The sequence below is a fragment of the Bradyrhizobium sp. Pha-3 genome, from assembly GCF_042258325.1.
GTDB classification, from domain to species: domain Bacteria; phylum Pseudomonadota; class Alphaproteobacteria; order Rhizobiales; family Xanthobacteraceae; genus Bradyrhizobium; species Bradyrhizobium elkanii.
Genome location: NZ_CP170151.1, coordinates 5,152,803 through 5,175,244 on the forward strand (window position 1 = coordinate 5,152,803; position 22,442 = coordinate 5,175,244).

General features: G+C 62.8%; 27 protein-coding genes. 18 read left to right on the forward strand and 9 right to left on the reverse strand.

The window, feature by feature from the left end:
* Positions 1-14 precede the first annotated feature (14 nt).
* A complete protein-coding gene (gene glyA / locus ACE10X_RS24225) occupies positions 15-1,316 on the reverse strand; it encodes a serine hydroxymethyltransferase (RefSeq protein ID WP_038385407.1) in 1,302 nt (433 codons plus the stop codon).
* A gap of 607 nt (positions 1,317-1,923) precedes the next feature.
* Between glyA and ACE10X_RS24230 the strand changes: the two genes are divergently transcribed.
* Positions 1,924-4,200 (forward strand): TonB-dependent siderophore receptor, encoded by a 2,277-nt coding sequence (locus tag ACE10X_RS24230; RefSeq protein ID WP_038385406.1) that lies wholly within the window; start codon positions 1,924-1,926, stop codon positions 4,198-4,200.
* Positions 4,201-4,391: 191 nt separating this feature from the next.
* Here the strand turns inward: ACE10X_RS24230 and ACE10X_RS24235 are convergent, their stop codons facing one another.
* From ACE10X_RS24235 to ACE10X_RS24245, 3 genes are read right to left on the reverse strand one after another with little or no spacing between them, the layout of a single operon-like run.
* Positions 4,392-5,891, reverse strand: coding sequence for a tripartite tricarboxylate transporter permease (locus ACE10X_RS24235; protein WP_038385405.1), 1,500 nt, complete (start codon positions 5,889-5,891; stop codon positions 4,392-4,394).
* A complete protein-coding gene (locus ACE10X_RS24240) occupies positions 5,891-6,391 on the reverse strand; it encodes a tripartite tricarboxylate transporter TctB family protein (RefSeq protein ID WP_375762973.1) in 501 nt (166 codons plus the stop codon). The genes ACE10X_RS24235 and ACE10X_RS24240 overlap by 1 nt, the downstream gene beginning before the upstream one ends.
* Complete coding sequence (locus ACE10X_RS24245; protein WP_375762974.1) at positions 6,388-7,356, reverse strand: Bug family tripartite tricarboxylate transporter substrate binding protein; 969 nt, start codon at positions 7,354-7,356, stop codon at positions 6,388-6,390. Before ACE10X_RS24245 ends, ACE10X_RS24240 begins: the two co-directional genes overlap by 4 nt.
* A gap of 325 nt (positions 7,357-7,681) precedes the next feature.
* On the opposite strand from ACE10X_RS24245, the gene ACE10X_RS24250 reads away from it, so the two are divergent.
* From ACE10X_RS24250 to ACE10X_RS24315, 14 genes are all read left to right on the forward strand, one after another.
* Complete coding sequence (locus ACE10X_RS24250) at positions 7,682-7,915, forward strand: hypothetical protein (protein WP_038385433.1); 234 nt, start codon at positions 7,682-7,684, stop codon at positions 7,913-7,915.
* Positions 7,916-8,024: 109 nt separating this feature from the next.
* Entirely contained in the window at positions 8,025-8,414 is a 390-nt protein-coding gene (locus ACE10X_RS24255; protein ID WP_028340955.1) for a PRC-barrel domain-containing protein, read from the forward strand.
* 460 nt (positions 8,415-8,874) lie between these two features.
* Complete coding sequence (locus ACE10X_RS24260; RefSeq protein WP_038385402.1) at positions 8,875-9,054, forward strand: hypothetical protein; 180 nt, start codon at positions 8,875-8,877, stop codon at positions 9,052-9,054.
* Between the two features lie 498 nt (positions 9,055-9,552).
* Entirely contained in the window at positions 9,553-10,158 is a 606-nt protein-coding gene (locus ACE10X_RS24265) for a hypothetical protein (RefSeq protein WP_157788007.1), read from the forward strand.
* A 270-nt stretch (positions 10,159-10,428) separates the two neighbouring features.
* On the forward strand, positions 10,429-10,884 hold the full coding sequence (locus tag ACE10X_RS24270) for an Hsp20 family protein (protein ID WP_038385400.1): 456 nt from the start codon (positions 10,429-10,431) through the stop codon (positions 10,882-10,884).
* A 318-nt stretch (positions 10,885-11,202) separates the two neighbouring features.
* Complete coding sequence (locus tag ACE10X_RS24275; RefSeq protein ID WP_244435830.1) at positions 11,203-11,604, forward strand: hypothetical protein; 402 nt, start codon at positions 11,203-11,205, stop codon at positions 11,602-11,604.
* On the forward strand, positions 11,601-11,783 hold the full coding sequence (locus ACE10X_RS24280) for a hypothetical protein (RefSeq protein ID WP_038385399.1): 183 nt from the start codon (positions 11,601-11,603) through the stop codon (positions 11,781-11,783). Before ACE10X_RS24275 ends, ACE10X_RS24280 begins: the two co-directional genes overlap by 4 nt.
* Before the next feature lie 213 nt (positions 11,784-11,996).
* Entirely contained in the window at positions 11,997-12,194 is a 198-nt protein-coding gene (locus ACE10X_RS24285) for a hypothetical protein (RefSeq protein WP_244435828.1), read from the forward strand.
* Between the two features lie 313 nt (positions 12,195-12,507).
* Positions 12,508-13,596 (forward strand): IS5 family transposase, encoded by a 1,089-nt coding sequence (locus ACE10X_RS24290; RefSeq protein WP_026192311.1) that lies wholly within the window; start codon positions 12,508-12,510, stop codon positions 13,594-13,596.
* Positions 13,596-13,940, forward strand: a complete 345-nt coding sequence (locus tag ACE10X_RS24295; RefSeq protein WP_016848197.1) for a hypothetical protein — start codon at positions 13,596-13,598, stop codon at positions 13,938-13,940. The genes ACE10X_RS24290 and ACE10X_RS24295 overlap by 1 nt, the downstream gene beginning before the upstream one ends.
* Positions 13,941-14,371: 431 nt before the next feature.
* A complete protein-coding gene (locus ACE10X_RS24300; protein ID WP_375762975.1) occupies positions 14,372-14,551 on the forward strand; it encodes a hypothetical protein in 180 nt (59 codons plus the stop codon).
* A 1,329-nt stretch (positions 14,552-15,880) separates the two neighbouring features.
* Positions 15,881-16,603, forward strand: a complete 723-nt coding sequence (locus ACE10X_RS24305) for a Crp/Fnr family transcriptional regulator (RefSeq protein ID WP_038385397.1) — start codon at positions 15,881-15,883, stop codon at positions 16,601-16,603.
* Between the two features lie 31 nt (positions 16,604-16,634).
* Complete coding sequence (locus ACE10X_RS24310; RefSeq protein WP_157788006.1) at positions 16,635-16,856, forward strand: DUF6894 family protein; 222 nt, start codon at positions 16,635-16,637, stop codon at positions 16,854-16,856.
* 10 nt (positions 16,857-16,866) lie between these two features.
* A complete protein-coding gene (locus ACE10X_RS24315; protein ID WP_375764676.1) occupies positions 16,867-16,992 on the forward strand; it encodes a hypothetical protein in 126 nt (41 codons plus the stop codon).
* Here ACE10X_RS24315 and ACE10X_RS24320 read toward each other — a convergent pair.
* The gene (locus tag ACE10X_RS24320; protein WP_080583381.1) at positions 16,937-17,194 is read right to left on the reverse strand and encodes a DUF3551 domain-containing protein; all 258 of its coding nucleotides are present in this window, start codon (positions 17,192-17,194) and stop codon (positions 16,937-16,939) included. The genes ACE10X_RS24315 and ACE10X_RS24320 overlap by 56 nt on opposite strands.
* 190 nt (positions 17,195-17,384) lie before the next feature.
* Between ACE10X_RS24320 and ACE10X_RS24325 the strand changes: the two genes are divergently transcribed.
* Positions 17,385-17,765 (forward strand): hypothetical protein, encoded by a 381-nt coding sequence (locus tag ACE10X_RS24325; protein ID WP_375762976.1) that lies wholly within the window; start codon positions 17,385-17,387, stop codon positions 17,763-17,765.
* A 209-nt stretch (positions 17,766-17,974) separates the two neighbouring features.
* Here the strand turns inward: ACE10X_RS24325 and ACE10X_RS24330 are convergent, their stop codons facing one another.
* From ACE10X_RS24330 to ACE10X_RS24345, 4 genes are all read right to left on the reverse strand, one after another.
* A complete protein-coding gene (locus tag ACE10X_RS24330; protein ID WP_016845010.1) occupies positions 17,975-18,196 on the reverse strand; it encodes a hypothetical protein in 222 nt (73 codons plus the stop codon).
* A 20-nt stretch (positions 18,197-18,216) separates the two neighbouring features.
* Complete coding sequence (locus tag ACE10X_RS24335; protein WP_016845011.1) at positions 18,217-18,447, reverse strand: hypothetical protein; 231 nt, start codon at positions 18,445-18,447, stop codon at positions 18,217-18,219.
* Positions 18,448-18,650: 203 nt separating this feature from the next.
* Positions 18,651-19,169, reverse strand: coding sequence for a transcriptional regulator LdtR (gene ldtR / locus ACE10X_RS24340; protein ID WP_018271925.1), 519 nt, complete (start codon positions 19,167-19,169; stop codon positions 18,651-18,653).
* 661 nt (positions 19,170-19,830) lie between these two features.
* On the reverse strand, positions 19,831-20,292 hold the full coding sequence (locus ACE10X_RS24345; RefSeq protein ID WP_016845013.1) for a DUF6163 family protein: 462 nt from the start codon (positions 20,290-20,292) through the stop codon (positions 19,831-19,833).
* Positions 20,293-20,505: 213 nt separating this feature from the next.
* Here ACE10X_RS24345 and hemB point away from each other — a divergent pair, with 213 nt between their 5' ends.
* Together hemB and ACE10X_RS24355 are read left to right on the forward strand one after the other, a co-directional pair.
* On the forward strand, positions 20,506-21,570 hold the full coding sequence (gene hemB / locus ACE10X_RS24350; RefSeq protein ID WP_038385395.1) for a porphobilinogen synthase: 1,065 nt from the start codon (positions 20,506-20,508) through the stop codon (positions 21,568-21,570).
* Between the two features lie 259 nt (positions 21,571-21,829).
* A complete protein-coding gene (locus tag ACE10X_RS24355) occupies positions 21,830-22,387 on the forward strand; it encodes an RDD family protein (RefSeq protein WP_038385394.1) in 558 nt (185 codons plus the stop codon).
* Positions 22,388-22,442 lie beyond the last annotated feature (55 nt).

Here is a 22,442-nt window from a genome sequence, read left to right on the forward strand (position 1 = left end):
TCTACAGCGACCTTTTACTGATAGATCGGGAACCGATCGGTCAGCGCCTTGACGCGCTCCTTGATCGCGGCCTCGACCAGCGGCGCCTTGCCGTCTGGCGACTGCGCCAGCGCGTTCAGCACTTCGGCGATCATGCCGCCGACCTGATTGAACTCGGCGACGCCGAAGCCGCGCGTAGTCGCCGCCGGCGTGCCGAGACGCAGGCCCGAGGTGACGAACGGCTTTTCGGGATCGAACGGGATGCCGTTCTTGTTGCAGGTGATGGCGGCGCGCACCAGCGCCTTCTCGGAGATGTTGCCCTTCAGGCCCTTCGGCCTGAGGTCGACCAGCATTAGATGGTTGTCGGTGCCGCCGGAGACGATGTCGAGGCCGTGGCCGCGCAGCGTCTCCGCCAGCGCCTTGGCGTTCTCGACCACGTTCCTGGCGTAGACCTTGAAATCCGGCCGCAGCGCTTCGGCGAACGCCACCGCCTTGGCGGCGATGACGTGCATCAGCGGACCACCCTGCAGGCCCGGGAAGATCGCCGAGTTCAGCTTCTTGGCCAGCGTCTCGTCATTGGTGAGGATCAGGCCGCCGCGCGGACCGCGCAGCGACTTGTGCGTCGTCGTGGTGGTGACGTGTGCGTGCGGCACCGGCGAGGCATGCACGCCGCCTGCCACGAGGCCCGCGAAATGCGCCATGTCGACCAACAGATACGCACCGACCGAGTCCGCGATCTCGCGGAAGCGCTTGAAGTCCCAGGCGCGCGAATAGGCCGAGCCGCCGGCGATGATCAGCTTCGGCTTCACCTGCTCGGCCTGCTTCTGCACCTCGTCCATGTCGATGATCTGGTCCTCGCGGCGCACGGTGTAGTGCGCGGCCTTGAACCACTTGCCGGACATGTTGACCGGCGAACCGTGGGTGAGATGGCCGCCGGCCGCGAGGTCGAGGCCCATGAAGGTGTCGCCCGGCTGCAGCAGCGCCAGAAACGCCGCCTGGTTCATCTGGCTGCCGGAGTTCGGCTGGACGTTGGCGAAGCCGGCGCCGAACAGCTTCTTGGCGCGCTCGATCGCCAGCGTCTCGGCGACGTCGACCCACTCGCAACCGCCGTAGTAGCGCGCGCCCGGATAACCCTCCGCGTATTTGTTGGTCATCACCGAGCCCTGCGCCTCCAGCACGGCGCGGCTGACGATGTTTTCGGAGGCAATCAGCTCGATCTCATGACGCTGCCGGCCGAGCTCGCCCTTGATCGCGGCGGCGATCTCGGGATCGGCCTCGGCGAGGGTCGCGGTGAAGAAGGAATCGGGCGCGGAAGCGGTCTTGGTGGATGAGGTCATCGGCGAAATATCTCCACCGCCGCAAGCCTTTAGGCGGGATGCGGACGGTCACGAGTGGCGGTCGAAGCTGGTTTCAGAGCGTTATCACATCGCCCCAAAATGGCCAAGCGGTTGCGGTCCCTGCCGGTCAATTATGCCAGATATGGTGGGGATGGCGGGGATTGCCAGCCGGCGGGTGGCCGCCCCCGCCATCCGGTTCCAGCCGCCCGGCCAGCACGGCTGAGGCGGCCACCGAATGGAATGTGACGCCCCCTTCCCGACCGCGCGGGCTAACGGACAAGACGACCAGCACCTCGAGGTTTGCAAGCGCTGCTCGCGCAACCACGCGACATCGGACCCGCCTGATCGCGACGCGCGCGATCGCGATACATTTGGCTCACGAGACGGCGAGACGATTTTTGAATCGTTCGATTTTTGAATCGTTCAACACTGGATCGATTCAAAGCTCTCACGCGATGCGTGCAATTGCGCGTCATGCGCCGTTGTCTCCCGGTCACACAGCCAAGCTTTGCGCGCAACTTCGACAGCTTCTAACCGCGTGCAGGCTGCTCGCGAAAATCACCGTGATAACGACTCGCTCAAGATTTTTTTACGGAGCGTGGAATTAATGTCGTGCAGGTGGATTCGGCCGCAGCGGTTTGCTGCTTCGGCTGTCGTTGTGTTTTCGGTTGTCGGTGCGGACGATGTCGTCGCCCAGACGCAATTGCCGTCCGTGACCGTCGAAGCGCCGCAGCGGCAAGCGGCGCGATCGCAGCAACCCTCGCAACGAACCGCACGCCCGCGCAGCGCCTCGCGCCGCGCAACAGTTGCGCCAGCGGGCGCGCAGCCGCAGATCGCTCAGCAGCCCGCGGGCGGCGGCGGCGGGCACGAACGCGCCAACGGCCCGGTCACCGGCTATCTGGCGCGGCTGAGCGCCAGCGGCACCAAGACCAGCACGCCGATCATCCAGACGCCGCAATCGGTGTCCGTCATCAGCGCCGAGCAGATCCGCGACCAGAAGATCGTCAGCAAGTTCGACGAGGTGCTGCGCTACACGCCGGGCGTCATCGGCGGCACCTATGGCGCCGATTTCCGCAACGACTGGTTCATGATCCGCGGCTTCCCCGCGCAGAACGAGTCGCTGTTCCTCGACGGCCTGCAGCTGTTCTACACCTCCTATGCGAGCTGGAAGCTGCAGCCCTTCAATCTCGAGCGCGTCGAGGTGCTGCGCGGTCCGTCCGGCATCCTGTATGGCGGCTCGGCGCCGGGCGGCCTCGTCAACGCGGTGAGCAAGCTGCCGCAGACCGAGCCCATTCGCTACATCGAGACCGGCGTCAACAATTTCGGCAACGCCTATACCCAGTTCGACATCGGCGGCGCGACGGCGCAGCCCGGCAATGGCCAGGTGCAGTACCGCCTCGTCGGCCAGGCCCAGGGCGGCGGCACCCAGACCGACTATGTCTACGACAACAACTTCTTCTTTGCCCCGTCGGTGACCTGGCGGCCCGATGCCGACACCAGCCTCACCGTGTTCGGCATGGCCTCGCACAGCAACACCCGCGCGCTGAACTTCCTGCCCTATGTCGGCACCGTCACCAACGCGCCGTTCGGCCGGATTCCGACCAGCCTGTTCGTCGGCGATCCCAGCGCCGACCAGTTCCGGCGCGACCAGCAGATGGTCGGCTACCAGTTCCAGAAGAGCGTGACTGACAGCGTCGACTTCCGCCAGAACGCGCGCATGGCGCATGTCGACGTCTATTATGCCGGCCTCTACGGGCTCGGCTACGCGACGACGCCGGCCGCCGCCGACATCACCCGCGGCAATTTCTACACCCGCGGCATCGCCACCCAGCTCAACCTCGACAACCAACTCGAATACCGCTTCGCCACGGGCGCGCTGCAGCACACCGCGCTGGTCGGCGTCGATCTGAAATATTACGGCATCGACGACCGCCAGGGTTTTGGCATGGGCACGAATCTCAACGTGCTCAATCCGGTCTATGGCACCAACCTGCCGTACAGCGGCCCGCTCTATCAGAACGGCTATCTCGCCCAGGGCATGGCCGGGCTCTATCTGCAGGATCAGGTCAAGCTCGACCGCCTGACGGTTGTGCTGTCCGGACGCCAGGACTGGGTCGATCTCACCAACAACAACCGGATCGGCGCGTCGCAGGGCCGCGACGACAGCAAATTCTCCGGCCGTGTCGGCGCGATCTACAATTTCGACAGCGGCGTTGCGCCCTACGTCTCCTACATGACGGGCTACAATCCGGTGATCGGCACCACCGCGGCCGGCCAATTGCTGCTGCCGGAAACCTCGGAGCAGACCGAGGTCGGCGTCAAGTACGAGCCGGTCGGGCTCAACGCGCGGTTCGGCGTCGCGTATTTCGACCTCAAGCGCAAGAACGCGCTGACAACAGATCCGAACAACCCGCTGTTCCAGACCCAGAACGGCGAAGTCACCTCGCGCGGCGTCGAGCTCGAGGCGGTCGCGAACATCACGCGCGATTTCAAGCTGGTGGCGAGCTACACCAATTACGAGCTGTTCGTCAGCAAGGACCTCAATCCCGCGCTGATCGGCACCGTGCCGACCAACGCGCCGCGGCAGCTCGCATCAGTGTGGACCGACTACACCTTCCGCGACGGCCCGCTCACGGGCTTCGGCTTCGGCGGCGGCGTGCGCTATGTCGGCTCGTCCTTTGCCGACACCGCGAACACCGCACGCGTCCCGGGGGTCGTGCTGGGCGACCTCGCCTTGCATTACGAATGGGACAACAACTGGCGCGCGGCGCTCAATGTCGTGAACGTCACCGACAAGATCTATGTCGCGAGCTGCGCGACCATCAGCTCCTGCTATTACGGCGACCGCCGCCGCATCACGGCGAGCCTCGCCTACAAATGGTGAGCTGAACTTTCAGTTCACGGAAAATCCTGTGACCGGGAGGCGGTGTTCAGCCGCCTCGCTTTTTTCACCGTCGTCAGGATGGTGTCAGCTTGTCGCGCTAGGTTTTGCGTCGCGGCGATATTTGCCGTGCCCAGACTGGCCCGCTCCGAAATGCGAGCCCCGGAGCGGGCCTTTTACGATCTGGTCGCGTCCTAATCCTCGTTCGCCTTGAACCGCCCGAGCCCCTTGAGCACGAACGGCGCCAGCAGCGCGATCAGCGCGATGCCGAGCAGCGTCGCCGACATCGGGCTTTGCAGCAGCACCATGGGATCGCCGAGGCTGATCGCCAGCGCGCGGCGCAGCTGGCTTTCGGCGATCGGCCCGAGGATCAGCCCGATCACGACGGGCGCGATCGGGAAGTCGAACCGGCGCATCAAAAAGCCCATCACGCCGAACGCCGCCAGCATCGACAGCTCGACGACCGACGGCTTGGCCGCGATCGTGCCCATGGTGGCGAACACCAGAATGCCGGCATAGAGCCAGGGCTGCGGAATCGCCAGCAGCCGCACCCAGAGCCCGACCAGTGGCAGATTGAGCACCAGCAGCATGCCGTTGGCGATGAACAGGCTCGCGATCAGGCCCCACACCAGGTCGGGCCGCTCCGCGAACAACAGCGGCCCCGGGTTGAGGCCGTATTGCTGGAAGCCCGCCAGCATCATTGCAGCCGTTGCCGAGGTCGGCAGCCCGAGCGTCAACAGCGGCACCAGCGTGCCGGCGGCGGACGCGTTGTTCGCCGCTTCCGGCCCTGCGACGCCTTCGATCGCACCCTTGCCGAACTCCTCCGGATATTTGGTCAGCCGCCGCTCGGTGGAATAGGACAGGAATGTCGGGATCTCCGCCCCGCCGGCCGGCAGCGCCCCGATCGGAAAACCGAACAGCGTGCCGCGCAGCCACGGCTTCCACGACCGCCGCCAGTCCTCGCGCGTCATCCACAGCGAACCGCGCACCGGCTCGAGCTTCTCCTCGGCGTGATGACGGCGCGAGGCGACATAGAGCGCCTCGCCGACCGCGAACAGGCCGACCGCGAGCGTCGTCACCTCGACGCCGTCGAGCAGCTCGGGGATACCGAAGGCAAGCCGCGCCTGACCGGTCAGCTTGTCGATGCCGACCAGCCCGAGCGTGAGGCCGATGAACAGGCTGGTGAGACCGCGGACCGGCGAGTCGCCGAAGGTTGCCGACACCGTGACGAAGGCGACGCACATCAGCGCGAAGTAATCCTCCGGCCCGAAGCGCACCGCGAAATCGACCAGCCATGGCGCTAGGAATGCGAGGCCGATGGTGGCGATGGTGCCGGCCACGAACGAGCCGATCGCCGAGGTCGCCAGCGCCGGGCCGCCGCGGCCGGCCTTGGCCATCTTGTTGCCCTCGAGCGCGGTCGCCATCGACGCGCTCTCGCCCGGCGTGTTGATCAGGATCGCGGTGGTCGATCCGCCATACATGCCGCCGTAATAGATGCCGGCGAACATGATCAGCGAGCCGCCGGGATCGAGCTTGTAGGTCACCGGCAGCAGCAGCGCGACCGTCAGCGCCGGTCCGATGCCCGGCAACACGCCGACCGCGGTGCCCAGGAACACGCCGATCAGGGCGTAAAGCAGGTTCATCGGCTGCATGGCGACCGCCATGCCGTGCGCCAGCGCGGCGAAAGTGTCCATCACAGCAGTCGCTCCAGCGGGCCGGCGGGAAGGCTCAGCGTCAACAGCTTGTCGAACGCGAGATAAATCAGCGTCGTGATCACGAGCGCGATGGCGGTGTCGGCCAGCACGGCGCGGCGGCCGAACGCCGCCGACGTGGTAACGAACAGCGCCGAAGCCGCGAGGATGAAGCCGCCGCCAAAGCCGATGATGGCGATCAGGAGCGCCAGGCCGCCGATGATCAGCCACACCGGTTTCGGATCCATGCTCTCGCGCGGCGGCAGGTTGCCGCGCAGCGCATCGATCAGATTGCCGACCGCGAGGATGACAAGGCCGGTTGCGATGACGACCGGCATCGCCTCCGGTCCCATACCGTACATCGTGGTGGACGGCAGCTTGCTGGCGTCCCACACCAGCACCGCGGCAAGCCCGGCAAGCGCGGCCGCGATGACCACGCCGGCGCGATCGACGCGCCGCGCCGGCGCGGGCGGGAGATTTTCAGACGCCGCGTCCGGCGTCATGACTTCACGAGGCCGACGGACTTCAGCACCTCGGTCACGCGCGCGGTCTCCTTCTTCAGGAAATCCGCGAACGCGTCGCCGCCGAGATAGGCGTCATCCCAGCCCTTCTGCTTCAGGATCTCCTTCCAGGCATCGGACTTCACCATCTTCTCGACCGCATCGCTCAGCACCTTGCGCTGCTCCGGCGTGATGCCGGGCGGTGCGACCACCGAACGCCAATTGGCCAGCACGAGATCGATGCCCTGCTCCTTGAAGGTCGGGATGTCGACGCCGGGCAAACGCTGCGCCGAGGTCACGCCGAGCGCGCGCAGCTTGCCGGCCTTGATCTGGCCTTCGTATTCGCTGAGGCCGGAAATGCCGGCCGTGACCTTGCCGCCGAGAATGGCTGCAAGCGACTCGCCGCCGCCCGAGAACGGAATGTAGTTGATCTTCTTGGCGTCGGCGCCGACCGTGCCCGCGAACAGCGCCGCCATCACATGGTCGACGCCGCCGGCCGAGCCGCCGGCAAAGGTCACCTTGGCGATATCGGCCTTCACCGCGGCGGCGAGATCCTGCGCCGTCTTGATCGGCGAGTTCGCCGGCACCACGATGACCTGGGTCTCCTCGGTGAGGCGCGCGATCGGCGTCACCTGATCCAGCGTCACCGGCGACTTGTTCATGGCGAGTGCGCCCACCATGACGAAGCCGTTCACCATCATCTGGTTGCCGTCGCCCTTGGCGCCGTTGACGAACTGCGCGATGCCGACGCTGCCGCCGGCGCCAGGAACGTTGGTGACCTGGACGCTGCGCGCGACACCGGAGGCGACCAGCGCCTGCTGCATCGAGCGCGCCGTCTGATCCCAGCCGCCGCCGGGCGCCGCCGGCGCCATCAGCTTGAGCTCGAGCTGCTGTGCGGGCGCCGGACCGCTCGCCCCAAGCAACAGCGCGACGACCGCGCCGAACAGGCGCATGTGGGACGGGATCATGGGGCTTCCTCCTGAATTTTCGAAAGCAGCCTGCCGATCGCCGGCCGCATCCGGTCACGTGATCGCATCGCCACTCGGACAGCGCGGTCCCTTCGGTCAGGAATCGCTCGCCGATCTCGCGTCTGCGTATCCCTAGCGACCATTCGCCACAGCCTTCGGCAAGCCGGAGAGCGCGGCGAGCCAGTGCTGCAAATCGCCGCACCATCTCCGGTCATTTTTCGCTTGCTTTGATTCGGAGCGGCTCGCCAACGCAAGCCTGGTTCTAGGAACCTTCGCCATTTTCTCCCGTTCCACCTCCTTCATGAGGCTATTGGAGGAGACCAACATGAACATTAAAGCGATTGTCGCGGCATCGTTGCTCGCCGCTTTCGTCACGCCGGCATTTGCAGCGGACGAATTCTACGTCGTGCAAGACGTGAAGACGAAGAAGTGCACGATCGTCGACAAGAAGCCGGTCGACACAACGACCACCATCGTCAGTCCGTCGGGCACTGTCTACAAGACGCGCACCGAAGCCGAGACCGGCATGAAGAGCGTCAAGGTCTGTACCTCGAACTAGGAGGCGATCGCATGCCGGTCATCATTCTCTGGGCTGTGCCGGCGATCATCGTGATCGGTGGCGGCATCTACCTGATTGGCCATATGCACTGAAGGCAAGGAGACCTCTTATGAAGAAGTTGGCTATCGGCTGCATCATGGCTGCAGCGTTCGCTACTGCCGCGCATGCGGCAACCACCATGCCCGCCGCGCCGGCGGACAGTTCGACCATCACCAACTACTACAAGCAGAACGTCTACGACCCGAAGGAATCCAAGATCGGGACGATCGACGACGTGCTTGTCGACAAGTCTGGCAAGGTGACCGGTCTCGTCGTCGGTGTCGGCGGCTTTCTCGGCGCCGGCGAGAAGGACGTGATCGTGCCATTCACGGCCGTCAAGTCTCAAAAGAAAGACGACAAATGGTGGCTCACGCTCGACGAGACCAAGGACAGCCTGAAGGCCGCGCCTGGTTTCAAATACGATCGCGCCAGCACGACCTGGAAGCCGGAAAACAAGTAATACCGAAGTCCTGTCTGCTCGCTGAGAGCAGACAGGACCCCTTCGAAATCAATCAGCGGGATGGGATGTACTGAGGAGACTCACGTTAGCGCAGGCGGGAAAATGGCGCCGCTAGTCCTCCCAGATGCGTTCACCGCAGTTGCACTGATAAAGACGAACGGTCTTGCCTTTGCTGGTATCCAGCATCGACTGAATAAGCCGGAGAAAGGCTGCGCAGGTGGGGCAGCGGAGCCCGCGCTGTTGGATTTGTGGCGCTGATAGCTCTTCTTGGTGATGCGTAGTCACTGACTTAAACCTCTCAACCGGAGTCTTAAGTGCAGAAGTGAACATTCGTTCCAACCCACCGCGCAGCCTCGCCCCGCCAGGGACCAGAAGTTCAAACTTTGCTGCGATGCAAGACGCCCCCCTTGCGGTAGCCGACAGATCGTGTCTTGTTCCCCGAGTTCCCGGGAGACCTGCGATGCAGGACATGCGCGCGTATCTGGAGAAACTTCGCATCGAGGCCGAGGAGTGCGAACTCATCAGCAAGCTCGCGACCGATCCCACCAAGAAGGCGCTTTTTGCCAAGCTTGCGGCTCACCATCGGGCGCTCGCCGACGAAGTCGAGGGGGCAATCAGCGTATCCAGTTCGAAACCGTAGCGGCGTCACCTGCCAGCTGCGCGTTGCCGCTTTCGGATGATCGCCAACCGAGAACTCACCGCCGCCTCCGTACGCCCCATCATGTGAGCTATCTCACGTTGACTCAGCCTGGTCTCCCTTAGCAACCGCAATAAATTTTGTTCGTCCTCTTCGGACCGCGATGCCGATGACCTGCTTTGCAACTCTCATCCCCCGAAATAAGCGAAGTATGACTTCGAAATTGCGAGACCTAGTCGAGTCCACCCTTGGCGCGAAATTCGACCGTAGCCGCCATCAGTAGCGCTGGCGAGCAGACGGTTCAATGCGGGCGGAACGCCGCTCGTGGAGCGGACTGCAGTTCGTCCCGCACCAGTCCGGTTCTCACGGCTGCGCCAAATCCCCAAGAGATTTTGCTGTCGCCTCGGTCGAAGCCGGGCCTTGATGATCACCGCTCGGACCGAGGCAGTTGTCGGTGACGAGAACGCGGTCGCGCTCCCGCCGCTTGAGGAGCGCTGACCATTGCACAATGCCATCCACATTTTCGATCGAGGAGTTGCGCTGGAAGGGATCTGGCCATTCCGCATCGGCACCTTCGCGGTTCGTCGCGCGAGACGACCAACCGAGGATCTCATGCCCATTGATATGATGATCCGCAAGGTGCGTCTCCATTGCGAGCTGTCGGGGGCGGATACAACGACGCTGCGGTCGATCGTTTCTCGCGTGAGGGAAATGCCCGCAGACACCATCATCCATCGTGACGGCGACGCGATTATCCAGTGTGCCGTCATGCTGACGAGCCTGTCACAAGCCCGCATGGATTCATTGATCATGCTGCGCTTGAGCAAATTATCGACACGCGGCCGGCAATCGACAGGGCGCTCTGGCGGGAGACGCTGTTGGATGCGGCCCTCTTCAGGCAATGGGTCGTCAGGTTTGGGACGCTGCCCGCCCGGACGCGGCGACACATCATTCAGGGGATGGCTGCGGTGTCTGGAACGGATCACGAAGCGCGCGAAACAACGATACGGCCCCAGCACCTTTGGGGGCCTGGAGGCCAGTGCCGGGGCCGGTCGCCTGATCCGGGCCGAGTTGCTGCTGGAGGCAGGCAGTCTGATCGATCAATAGCGGCGCGGTTCCGGCATTAGCTTATGTGAATCGGCGTCCGAATTTCCGCGGCGGTGTCTTGCAAGCAACACCCGCCACAACGAAGAGGATGGATTCACCGCAAAAATTCTTCGGCCGGCTTCTTGACACGGCATCTCCGATTTTTATTTTTTTCGCGCCAGCCCCCATCGCGGAGGCTGGTGCCTGGTCGCCGTTCGGGTCCAGGCCAGACGGGCACCGGTCGTGTCCGGTGCCGTTTCATATCCATCTTGCTCTATGGAGGATTTGGCTATGCGCACATACGACTTCTCTCCCCTGTTCCGGTCGACCATCGGATTTGACCGGCTCTTTGATCTCGCCGAAGCAGCCCACCGGGCCGGCGAAGATCACTACCCACCCTACAACATCGAACGGCTGTCCGAAGACCGCTATCAGATCGTGCTCGCGATCGCCGGCTTTGCGCCGGACGAAATTTCCGTCACGGCGGAGCAGAACGTTCTGACTGTCGAAGGCGTCAAGGTCGAAAAGGTCGAGCGCGAATACATCTATCAGGGCATCTCGACGCGCAGATTCAAGCGCCAGTTCAGCCTGGCCGACTACGTCGAGGTCAAGAGCGCGGCGTTCGATAACGGACTTCTCAGGATCGAGCTGGCGCGCGAAGTGCCGGAGGCGATGAAGCCGCGACGCATCGCGATCAATGCGGCATCGAACATGGCGCCCCGACAGCTGGAAAGCGTCGCCGCCTGATCGAACCGGCGAAGCCGCGCCCGACCAACGGAGCGGCTTCGTCTCAACAGCAACTCGTCCCTAGAACGGAGGCAACCATGCGGCCGACGACCGCGCCTGCTCATAACGTTGTTGGCTTTAACCGGCCAATTCGCGACCACCACGAATATGAGACCCCGCACGATGTAGTGCGGGATCCTCGCCTGAGCGTCGCCGAGAAGCGAGCCATCCTGGCATCCTGGGCTTCGGACGCCGGCGCTGTGGCGTCCAATCCCGCCTTGCGCGCGCCCACCCCGCTCAAATCACCCGTTCCCGTCAGCGAGATCCTCGAAGCACTTCTTGCGCTCGACGACGATCCACCCCAGCCGCCAGGCGGACGGCCTGCCCGCCTGCGCTCCGTCAACCGCTGTCTGGCTGCATAGGGAGAGCGAGATGACAGACATCAGACTACCGAAGCAGGTCATCGACCGGCTCGAAGGACGCTGGCGGTCAAGATTTGGCCAGGAGGCCAGGCAGCGGAGCTCAGAGCTGTTCGACCACCGGCTCGAACAGTTGCGCGCTCATCGCAACAATATTCATCGATATCGGCGATTGCTGCAGACCCAGCTCTCCGACCTCGAACGCGCTTTTATCGAAAGACGGATGTGCGAAGAAGTTGCCGCGATGGAAGACGTCGCGGCCGACATTCCGCCACTTCCCTCCCCGCTCGATCGCGCAGCTTGCGAGGAGATCAAGCCATGAATGGGCTGCAACAGCTGCTCATAAGAGGCAGCGAAAAAGTCATCGGTCACTATCAATTCCTGCTGGACACCGCGACCTCCGAACAAGAGCGCGAGCGCTATCGACGGAGGATCGAGGAAGAACGCCGGATACTAGGCCGCCTGCTTGGTAATTCCGATCAATCGGCCCGCGCGGCGTGAGGCGATCACGGCGGCGGGAGATCAATGTCGCTCGTGATATTCCCCCGCCGCCGAGGATATGCAGCACGGCGCGCACCTTAAGAGCGATACGATACGACAATCCTCCAAGCCCGAGCACCCGTCGAGGATCGCCAGGAACCAGCGGCATTCGCAAGTTGTTGGAGGAACGAGGACGTTAGCGGCGCAGCGCCCAAGATGTACAAAGACGCTATCATGGACGAGCTGAGGCAGATTGAACTCGACGTGGTCGAAGGCGAACGGCGGCTCGCGGAACAGGAGGCACTGCTGATTGAATTGAAACGGCTGAACGAAGACGCCACCAAGGTTCAAGCCGAGCTCGAAGTGATGCGCAAAAATCAACTCGAGCGGGAGCAGAGCCGGCAACGCCTGCTTTCGCTTCTGCATCCCTAGCGCAAGCAAGACATCGCTTAAGCGAAGCGGGCACCTTTGCCTTGCAGGAAGAGAAAGGTGCCGCCGATTTGTCCCGAATGAGGGTCTCGATGGAGCGCCCTCGTTCGAATTTCACCCTATCAAAAGCCAGGCCATGGAGGCGATGAAGGCCACAAGCGACACGGTCGCGGCGCCTACAAAGGCAATCTCCACACCGTCGATATGGTGGTGGTTTGTATGCATTGAGCATCCTCCTAGCAGGCTGTTGAAAAAGGTACTCGCCGCCAACCGGCGAGCGTGATTCATTGGCTCCGACGAGATTCGGAGACGGGGCGTGCGCGGTGGCGATAATCGAACGGGCGAGTTGTTCAGCTACGTCGACCTGGAGGCACGGGTACGGCGTGATCATCCGCTGCGAGCGATCCGGAGGATTGTGAACGAGGCGCTGTCAGAGCTGGAGCGCGAGTTTGCCGCGCTCTATTCGCCGATTGGGAGGCCGTCGATCCCGCCGGAGAAGCTGCTGCGGGCGATGCTGTTGCAGGCGTTTTATTCGATCCGCTCGGAGCGGCTTCTGATGGAGCGGCTGGAATACGACCTGCTGTTCCGCTGGTTCGTCGGCATCGGCGTCGATGACGCAGCCTGGGACCATTCGGTGTTCTCGAAGAACCGCGACCGGCTGCTGGAAGGCGACATCGCGGCGAAGTTCCTGGCGGCGGTGCTGGCGCAGCCCAGGGTGAAGAAGCTGCTGTCGAGTGATCACTTCTCGGTCGATGGCACGCTGATCGAGGCCTGGGCCTCGATGAAGAGTGTCAAGCCGAAGGACGGCTCCGGCGAGCCGCCGGCGCAAGGCGGCCGCAATGCTGATGCGGACTTCCACGGCCAGAAACGCTCGAATGACACCCATGCTTCGACCACCGATCCAGACGCCAGGCTGTATCGCAAGGGCAAAGGCAAGGAGACGAAGCTGTGCTTCATCGGGCACGGGCTGATGGAGAACCGCCACGGTCTGCTGGTCGATGCCTGCCTGACGCAGGCCGATGGGCATGCCGAGCGGGTGGCCGCGCTGCACATGATCGAGCCTCGTGCTGACCGGCCGACAGCGATCACGCTTGGCGCCGACAAAGCCTACGACGTGGAAGACTTCGTCAACGAACTGCGCTCGATGAACGTGACGCCGCATGTGACACAGAACACCAGCGGCCGCCGCTCTACGATTGACGGGCGAACAACCCGGCACGGCGGCTATGCGGTCAGCCAGCGCATCCGCAAGCGGATCGAGGAGGCATTCGGCTGGATCAAGACGATCGCGGGGCAAGAGAAGACCCGCTTCCGTGGCCGTGATCGGGTCGCATGGGCCTTTACCTTCGCTGCCACCGCCTACAATCTGGTGCGGCTGCCCAAGCTGATCGCGGAGACCGGCTGATGGCCAAGGTGCCCGGTCTCGCCAAGGCCTTTGCAGGCCGCTGGCGCATCGTCGAGATGGACGTCTGGGATAGCGACTTCCTCGATCTTGTCGAGGAGGCGCATCTCACCTTCCAGGGCAAGTCCGATGGCGAAATCGCCTTTGGGGCTCTCAAGGGGTTCCTGGACGTGCGCTACGGCACCCGCGACGGATCGGCGTGCGCGGAGTTCTCATGGGAAGGGCACGATGAGAACGATCCGTCCTGCGGTCGCGGATGGGCTATGGTCGGCACTGCAGACAGGCTCGTCGGCCACTTCTACATCCACAACGGCGACGATTCAGCCTTCGTTTGCGAACGCGGCTGAGTTCTTCAACAGCCTGCTAGATGCGTGCCCGCGGACCTTGGGACAGTAGCCATGCCGTCAAATTGGCGGTGGTTTCGTCGTGCCGCGCCTTCCTCAGCAGGGTCTCTCGCTCCCGACAGGGAGGAAGGTTCTTGGCCCGTTGGCGTAGCCGTCTGGCTTCATGGGCAAGGCGTTCCTCAAGGGGGAAAATCTGCTTAACACGGCGTCGTCGCTTCATGGCTCCTCTCTCCAACGCTGACGTTTGGCTGCCCCGAAAGCAAAATCAAAAAGCTCGGGAAGCGTGAAAAGTTCCCGCCAGCTTCGCGTCAATGGGAATGAATAGGCGCCATTTTTCGACGTCTCTCATTCGTTCAGCCGAACTGAGAGTTCGTCGATCGCGATCGTGCGATCAAACGGATGGAACTGCCGGTACGGCGTGGAAGTTAATGGACATGGGCATCGCCAAGGACCTGAAGAAGCAGGCCAAGACCGCCGAGCAGGCGGCGGTGCGGACGGCTGACGAGTTCGCGGCCGAGCAAATGAAGAACCTCGCCCAGGCCTTCCGGGCTCAGGCCGAGGTCGTCAAGCGAAACAAGAAAAAGAAGAAATATGAGCTTCACCGTAAAGGCTAGGTGCAGGTTTGGAGAGATCGTGCACCGTCGCGGCACGGCCGAGGCAGCTTTGCGGAAGGCAAAAGAGCTCTCGCGATCGCACTGTTACGACATCCACATCGTGACACCTGAAGGCCGAGACTACGACTCGTCCGAGTTTGGGGATCTTCCTCGCACGCCGTTGGCTGTGCGCGTTGCTCAGAAAGGCCACACCTATCCATAGCACAGTATGGGTTTCAAAAAGGCCGGCTCAAAAAACGGCCCCAGCGAGGGGGTACAGGCTGAGGCCGGAGCAACTTGGTGCTCAATCCTAACCTGGACCCGACATTTGCCGCCACTCCGTCCGGTATAGGCGCTTACGAAATTGAGGTACCTCTTCGTGGCTACGAAACTCTTGGACCCGCCAGCAGACCAATTGTCGTCAGGATTTTGCATCACCCATCCTGGGGCTAGAGCCATCGCCGCTCGCATGCATTTCAAGCGGGCGGCGTTGTGCTATCGGTGTCTTGCCACGCTCCGCGCCCCCGCTCTGATGATCGACAGCCGCGCTGACTGAAGCCTCAGTGCCCGAGCTTCCGGTCGGTCTCGCGCTACGTTAAGCCGGTCTCGCGCAAGAGCGGCTGCTCATCCTCTACGGACAACAGGGTGAGCGATAGACCCGAGCGTCGCTCTGATAACCGCCATGGACGGCGCGGCGCTTTTTCATCCCGCCGCTATTCCGTCATGGACCGAACCATATCGCCGGCACGCTGCCGAACATCGGCCCAACCAACGCCCCCCGGCGCCGGAGGTTCACAGCACCGGGGATCGTTACTCCCGGGGCTTTGGGGGCAATGGGCCGGGAGCTGAAAATCGACTCTCGCGGTTCTCGTTCGTTCCTTGGCGCAAAAAGGGCCGCTGACGGTTGAAGGTCTGCGCTGGGTGCGCCCTTCCCTGTCCCTTCACACGCCGGTCGGGGAGGACAATCAATATCGCTCGCGAGGTGCCCGCCATTGCCGGCCAAACGCAGCGCAATGGCAAGGATGCCGTGCTTTTTGCCGCGGTCCGATGTTTCCCGATACGCAAGCTTGATCGTTCGCCGGCTGCGAAACTTCAATTGAAAAAAGTTCCATCGACCAATAGAAATGTTTGAGTGGCGCGCTAGCGTGACCAGAGCCATCATCAACCAACACCGCTCGGTTCGAGGCAGATACCGGGTGATGAGAACGTTGCGTTGCGCTCCCGCCCTGTGAGGAGTGCCGAAGGTGCAGCTTTGTCCAACACACCCGAGCTTGCGGCTCACATCGTCCGGGCCCCGGAGGTGGTCCAGCTCTGGCCGGGCGACTCGTGACGTCAAATGACTGCGAGGAAATGATGCCCATCGATATGATGATCCGGAAGCTGCGTCTTCACTCCGACCTATCGGAGGAAGACACAGCCGCCCTGAGGTCGATCGTCTCGCATGTGAGAGAACTGCCCGCGGAAACGTGCATCCAGCGCGAAGGTGATGTCGTCAGCCAATGCACCGTCATACTCAGCGGCTTTTCATATCGTTCGAAAGTCACCGACAACGGCAAGCGGCAGATTTTATCTTTCCATATTGCAGGCGAAATGCCGGATCTGCACGGGCTGTTTTTCAAGACGATCGACCATGACCTTACGAGCCTCTCGCGGGCGCGCGTCGGCTTCATTGATCATGCTGCGCTACAGGAAGTCATCGATCGGAGGGCGGCGGTTGCGAAAGCCCTTTGGCATGAGACGCTGCTGGATGCGGCCCGATTCCGGCAATGGATCGTCAGCCTCGGAACGCAGTCGGCCGCCAGCCGGTTGGCCTATTTGATCGCGGAAATCCGCCAGCGTCTCGCGGCGGTGGGTCTTGCCGCAGACGATCAGTTCAGTTTCCCTATCACCCAGGTAAAGCTCGCTGAGGCACTCGGCCTCAGCACCGTGCACGTCAACCGCACGCTTCAATCGTTCCGCGCCAAGAACATTCTCGATATTCAGGACCGGGTCGTGACGCTGGGCGACATTGAAAAGATCGTCGAGCTCGGCGGCTTCGGTGAGAGTCACGTCGGCCGGCACGAAGATGCGTAGGAACGATCGGACAAACCTCCGGTTGGCGAACATGGCGACCTATTATTTCGTGATATCGGGCGCTCGTCCCTACGACGGCCGGGATGGAGTTCCATTGAGGGATGATGCAGCGGCATGGGAAGAGGCGCGATCGTTGATGCGCGACGCCGAAGAAAGTCTTTGCCCTGGCGACGAGTGGGTGCTCGACGTCAGGCGCGAAGCCGAGCGTATTTTTACTATCCGAGTGAGTAGCGAGAAATTCCCCGGAGTTTAGGGACTTCGGCGTGATGATCGACGGCATGCGCCGCGACGAGCTGTCTCAATTGGCCGCCTTCTTCCCGGTCGCTCGAGAAATCAATAACGATCGCGATATCCCCGCCGCTGCTGACCAAATGCCGCGCGAGGATTGATGCCGCAGGTCACGTTCCTTCCGGAAGCTGACGCGAGACACTGGGCGCGGGTGCGGTACATGCAATCGCCGGGATAGCCGACGCCGCGCCCCTGCACGCACCAGGGATAATCCCGGGCGCTGGCCGGGCTCACATTTGCCAGCCCTGCAAAGCCGAACGCCAGGACGAACGCCAAGATAGCGAATGGGACAGTTGTGCGCATGATTGGCTCCTCGCAAGCAATCGAGGACCAACGGAGTGGAAAGATCAGCGTTCCCTTCGGATAGTGGCCGGCTGGTGCGCAGGCAGGATCGCGGGCCGCAGCTGGAGCGGCCGCGCCGAGAGCGAGCGCAGGAACCATGCTCCGTTGGGTCGGTTGTCGGAAACCATCCATCCCACCGAAGTCAATTGGCATGCCGTCACGACTGCTTTGGTTCCTGGGTTTTCCGGTTCTGGTTGTTCTGGGTGGCTGCGGCGATCAACTCGAGTGCGATTCAATCGAAACCAGGAAGGCCGTGCTCCAGACCATCTCCAACGATCACCGCAATCCGCTTGTCAATTTCGCCGCCAGGGAATCGACGGCGAAGCCCACCGCGGAAAACTCAAAGCCGCAATATCTCCTCGGTGAAAAGATCGTCACGACGTCGGCCAGCGAGGACAAGCGAACATTGCAGTGTAGCGGCGGCATCTCGGTTTCCCTCGGCGACATCAAGGCTTCCAAGGAAGTCGAATTCACCGTGCAGAAATCAAGCGACGGAAAGCTGGCGGTTTCGGTTGCTCCATTCCAGTTTTGAGGGGCGACAAACTCAGTGTCGTCCTGGCGAAAGCCAGGACGACGATCGTGTGTGAGGAACCCGCACCGTCATAGCCAGGTTGGCGATCCAGTACGCCGCGGCCTCTCGGCTCAATCACCGCGGCCTCTGGAATACTGGATCACCCGCTTTCGCGCGGGTGATGACAACAGCTGTTTGACAGTTGAATCAGACTGCGAAACCAGGCTGCCTTACAGCCCGGTATACCCAGCCTTGACATGGTCGGTGCTGCCGTCGAGCTGGCGCAGATAGGTCAGCCCGCACACCGTCAACCGATGCGGATCGCGCTCGCCGGCGTCGAACAGCGTCTGCACGTACTCTGTCACCTTCGCGCGCGCTTCGTCGCTTGCAGCGGGCGTGCGGTTGAGCAGCAGATCATACGTCTGCATGATCCGATCGATCGCGGCTTCCATTGAAGTCTCCGGGTTGACGCTCAGGCGACCACCAGCGTCTCGGCCTCGAACTTCGCGATCGCCTTGTTGGCGAGGCGGAGGCGGTTCATCTCACCGCGCTGGAACAGCTTCACGATGATGCCGAGCAGGCGCTCATTGGTGGCGAAATTGTCGGGAATGGCTCCGGATTTGCGCAGATAGTTCGAGGCGATCGCGTAGGCGTCACCGACGACCTCGACGTTCAGCACCTCAATCCCGCGTTCGAGCAACATATCCCTGCCTCTCCGTTGGCTAAGGGATAAGCCGCAGGGAATGCCTTGGTTCCTCGCCGGGGCCATTTATTTTCGCAGGTGCAGCATGAAAAAACGCACCGGCCGGGCATGACCGATGCGTTGACTGGAGCAAGGCTGGACTGGAGCAAGGCTGCCGGTCTTCTCGAGCGGCCGGCTTGGCCATCAGGCGAAAACGGGAAGGCTCAGAGGCGATACAGGATCTGGTCGGTCCAGAAGCGCTCGAGGCGATGCAGCGACTTGTTGAGGCTCGCGAACTCCTCGTTCGAGATGCCGCCGACCTGCTCCACCGTCTTGACGTGCTTCTGATAGAGCGCATCGACGATCTTGCGGACTTCCTGGCCCTGCGGGGTCAGCCGGATGCGGACCGAGCGGCGATCGACGCGCGAGCGCTGATGATCGAGGAAGCCGAGCTCAACGAGCTTCTTCAGATTGTAGGAGACGTTGGAGCCGAGATAGTAGCCGCGGGTGCGCAGCTCGCCGGCGGTCAGTTCCTTGTCGCCGATGTTGTACAGGAGCAGCGCCTGCACCGAGTTGATGTCGGCGCGGCCACGACGATCGAATTCGTCCTTGATGACGTCGAGGAGGCGGCGATGCAGCCGCTCCACCAAAGTCAGGGCTTCGAGATAGAGCGGCTGCACCGGAGCTTGACCGGTAGCGCGATCAGCGGCATCCGCCGCCGTTGTCGCAACGGCTTTCATCATGACACTTCCCCTGTTTGTCGTTTTTATCGACTTTATTCGACGAAACTTGTGTCCCGCCTGATAGGTCCAACGTAAGGGGGCCGTTTGAATATCCGCTTAAATAAGAGAATAAAGAGATCATGAATTTAAGACAGTGAATCGTGGATTAAGCCCATGGATCAAAGGCTTTTCGCAACTTTTCATTGACGGTGGCAGAGCCTTGTTCACGCTTCGTCTGCCTGCCCTGTCACATTCGGAAACAGCATCGTCTGAATTCGAAACGGTGGCGTAACGGGTATGAGGGAACCCTTTACGGTGACCGATCGGTTACCGGAAAATTCTTTGAAAATTTTATCGGAGTGTCGGCGGGACGTGCACGCGGTGGGCGCAAGCGGTGACGACCTGTTGCGGGGGCCAGACCGGTTCCGCCGTCGGCCCGCGCAAAGCCGGCCGGCACACGCGCCGAGATCCGGTGAAATGGGTCCCGACGGCAGGTCCCGCAGAGACGGTCCCGGAAGGGGGTGTCTCAAACGGATGCGATCTGTCGGAACCCACCTATCAGAACCAGCAATGCTGTCTTCTCGTTGCGCGCACGGCTGCCAAATTTTGCCGGCCGCGGCCAGCTATTCATGGCGCTGTCGCCACGGGGCAACAGTGCATCAGGCCATCGCCGCACGCCGGCCTATGGCGGGCGTTCACGCGCCGACATCCAGGCCAGCGCGAGATAGGCGGCGAGCATCAGCGCCTCGAGCCCGACCACGGTGAGACTGCCGCCATAGATGCCGGGAAACATCAGCTCGATGACCGCCATCGACACCACGGTGGTCAGCCACACCACGGCGCCCCACGGCGTCGCGAGCCAGAGCCCGACGGCGGCGACGAGTTCGATGACGGCGAAATAGATCGTGGCGGTCTGCCAGGCCATCGACTGGTTCTCGAAGGCCTCCTCCTCGCCGCCGACGAAGCCGGTCACCTGGGCCCAGTGATAGAGACCCTTGGCAACCGAGACGACGGCCATGATGCGCAGGAAGATGACGAGGCGCCGCGTCCACGCATTGTCGTCCGGCTCGATCCGGTCGGACGAGATCGCGCTCACCGAGATGGCATTGTCCCGCGCCTGATCGCGTGCAGAGGTGTCAGACATCCGAATCGCCGCATAGCGGCTGCAAAATGGGGTTTATGGGCGCAGTCTTGGCCCGCCGGGGACGCAAAATCAATTGCCGTTGCGGCAAATCAAGGGCGCCAAGGATGCAATAGCGGCGCAATGACGGCGCCCCTGACAGGTGCTAGAACTGGACTTATATCAGGTCCAGACCTTATCAGGTCCAGACCAGCCGTCCGTCGAGGAGAAGAAGACATGGCGATCAAATTCGGGCGCCCGATCGAACTGCGCGATACGCCACGGCGCCAGACGGATGCCCTCGCCTCCCCCTCGCTCGATCTCACGATCCGGATGCGGCGCAATCGCAAGTCGGAATGGGCCCGCCGCCTGGTGCGCGAGAACGTGCTGACCACTGACGATCTGATCTGGCCGATGTTCGTGGTCGATGGCCACAACGCCCGCACGCCGGTGGCCTCGATGCCCGGCGTCGACCGGCTCACCGTCGACCAGATCGTCCGCGACGCCGAGCGCGCGGCAAAGCTCAACATTCCCTGCATCGCGCTGTTCCCGTTCACCGAGCCGTCGCTGCGCGACGAGCAGGGCTCGGAGGCGCTCAACCCCGACAATCTGGTCTGCCAGGCGGTGCGCGCGATCAAGAAGGAGTTTCCCGACATCGGCGTGCTGTGCGACGTCGCGCTCGATCCGTTCACCAGCCACGGCCATGACGGGCTGATCGAGGGTGGCAAGATCCTCAACGACGAGACCGTCGCGGTGCTGGTGAAGCAGGCGCTGACCCAGGCCGAGGCCGGCTGCGACGTGATCGCGCCGTCGGACATGATGGACGGCCGGATCGGCGCGATCCGCGAGGCGCTCGACGACAACGGCTTCGGCGACGTGCAGATCATGTCCTATGCGGCGAAATACGCCTCCGCCTTCTACGGCCCGTTCCGCGACGCGATCGGCTCGGCCAAGACGCTGACCGGCGACAAGCGTACCTACCAGATGGACAGCGCCAATTCCGACGAGGCGCTGCGCGAGGTCGAGCTCGACATCGCCGAGGGCGCCGACATGGTGATGGTGAAGCCGGGCATGCCCTATCTCGACATCGTCCGCCGCGTGAAGGACCATTTCGCGATGCCGACCTTCGTGTACCAGGTGTCCGGCGAGTACGCGATGATCGCGGGCGCCGCCGCCAACGGCTGGATCGACGGCGAGCGCGCGATGATGGAGAGCCTGGTCGGCTTCAAGCGCGCCGGCGCCGACGGCATCCTCACCTATTTCGCGCCGAAAGCCGCCGAAAAAATCAAGGCGGAGAGCTGATAGTTTCCTCCGCCGTCATTGCGAGGAGCTCGCGACAAAATTGCAGAGCAATCTTGCGCTGGAGCGACGAAGCAATCCATGCCGCCGCGAGCTCGGCAATGGATTGCCTCGCTCCGCTCGCAATGACGGCGTGGAGGTAGAACCGCTCAATTCAGCCGCCGAATCGCCGGAATATTTCGGCTAGTTAATGTTCGCGCAGGCTTGGCGAACGCGCCTCCTGTTCCCATCTCCTGCGCGGGACTTTCATCGGAGGTTGGTCATGTCCTACGGCAATGACGGCGGCACCTGGCGCAACGAGGCCTGGCGCAACGACGGCGGCGTTCCTCCGCATGCGTTCGACCCAATGATGCAGCCGGACCTGTTCCGCGGCGTGCTGACGCGGCGCGTGTTTGCATTCCTGATCGACCTGTTCGTGCTGTCCGTGCCGGTGATCCTCGCGGTGATTTTCATCGCGGTGTTCGGCCTCGTCACGCTCGGTCTCGGCTGGGCGCTGTTCTGGCTGGTCTCGCCGGCCTCGATCGTCTGGGCGATCGTCTATTACGGCGCCTCGATCGGCGGGCAGCACTCGGCCACCATTGGCATGCGCATGATGGATCTGGAACTGCGGACCTGGTACGGCGCGCGCGGCTATTTCGTGCTCGGCGCCACCCACGCGGTGCTGTTCTGGGTGACGATCTCGTTCCTGTCGCCGCTGGTGCTCCTGATCGGGCTGCTCAACGGCCGCCGCAGGCTGCTGCACGACATCATCCTCGGAACCGTCATTATCAACAGCTCGGTCCGGACCCCGGTCGCTCCGGCCGCGCGGGCCTCCTATTAGGCCCGCCTAAACCAATTGACCGTTAGCCTCAGGGGGGCGATGCTCACTCGGCTGC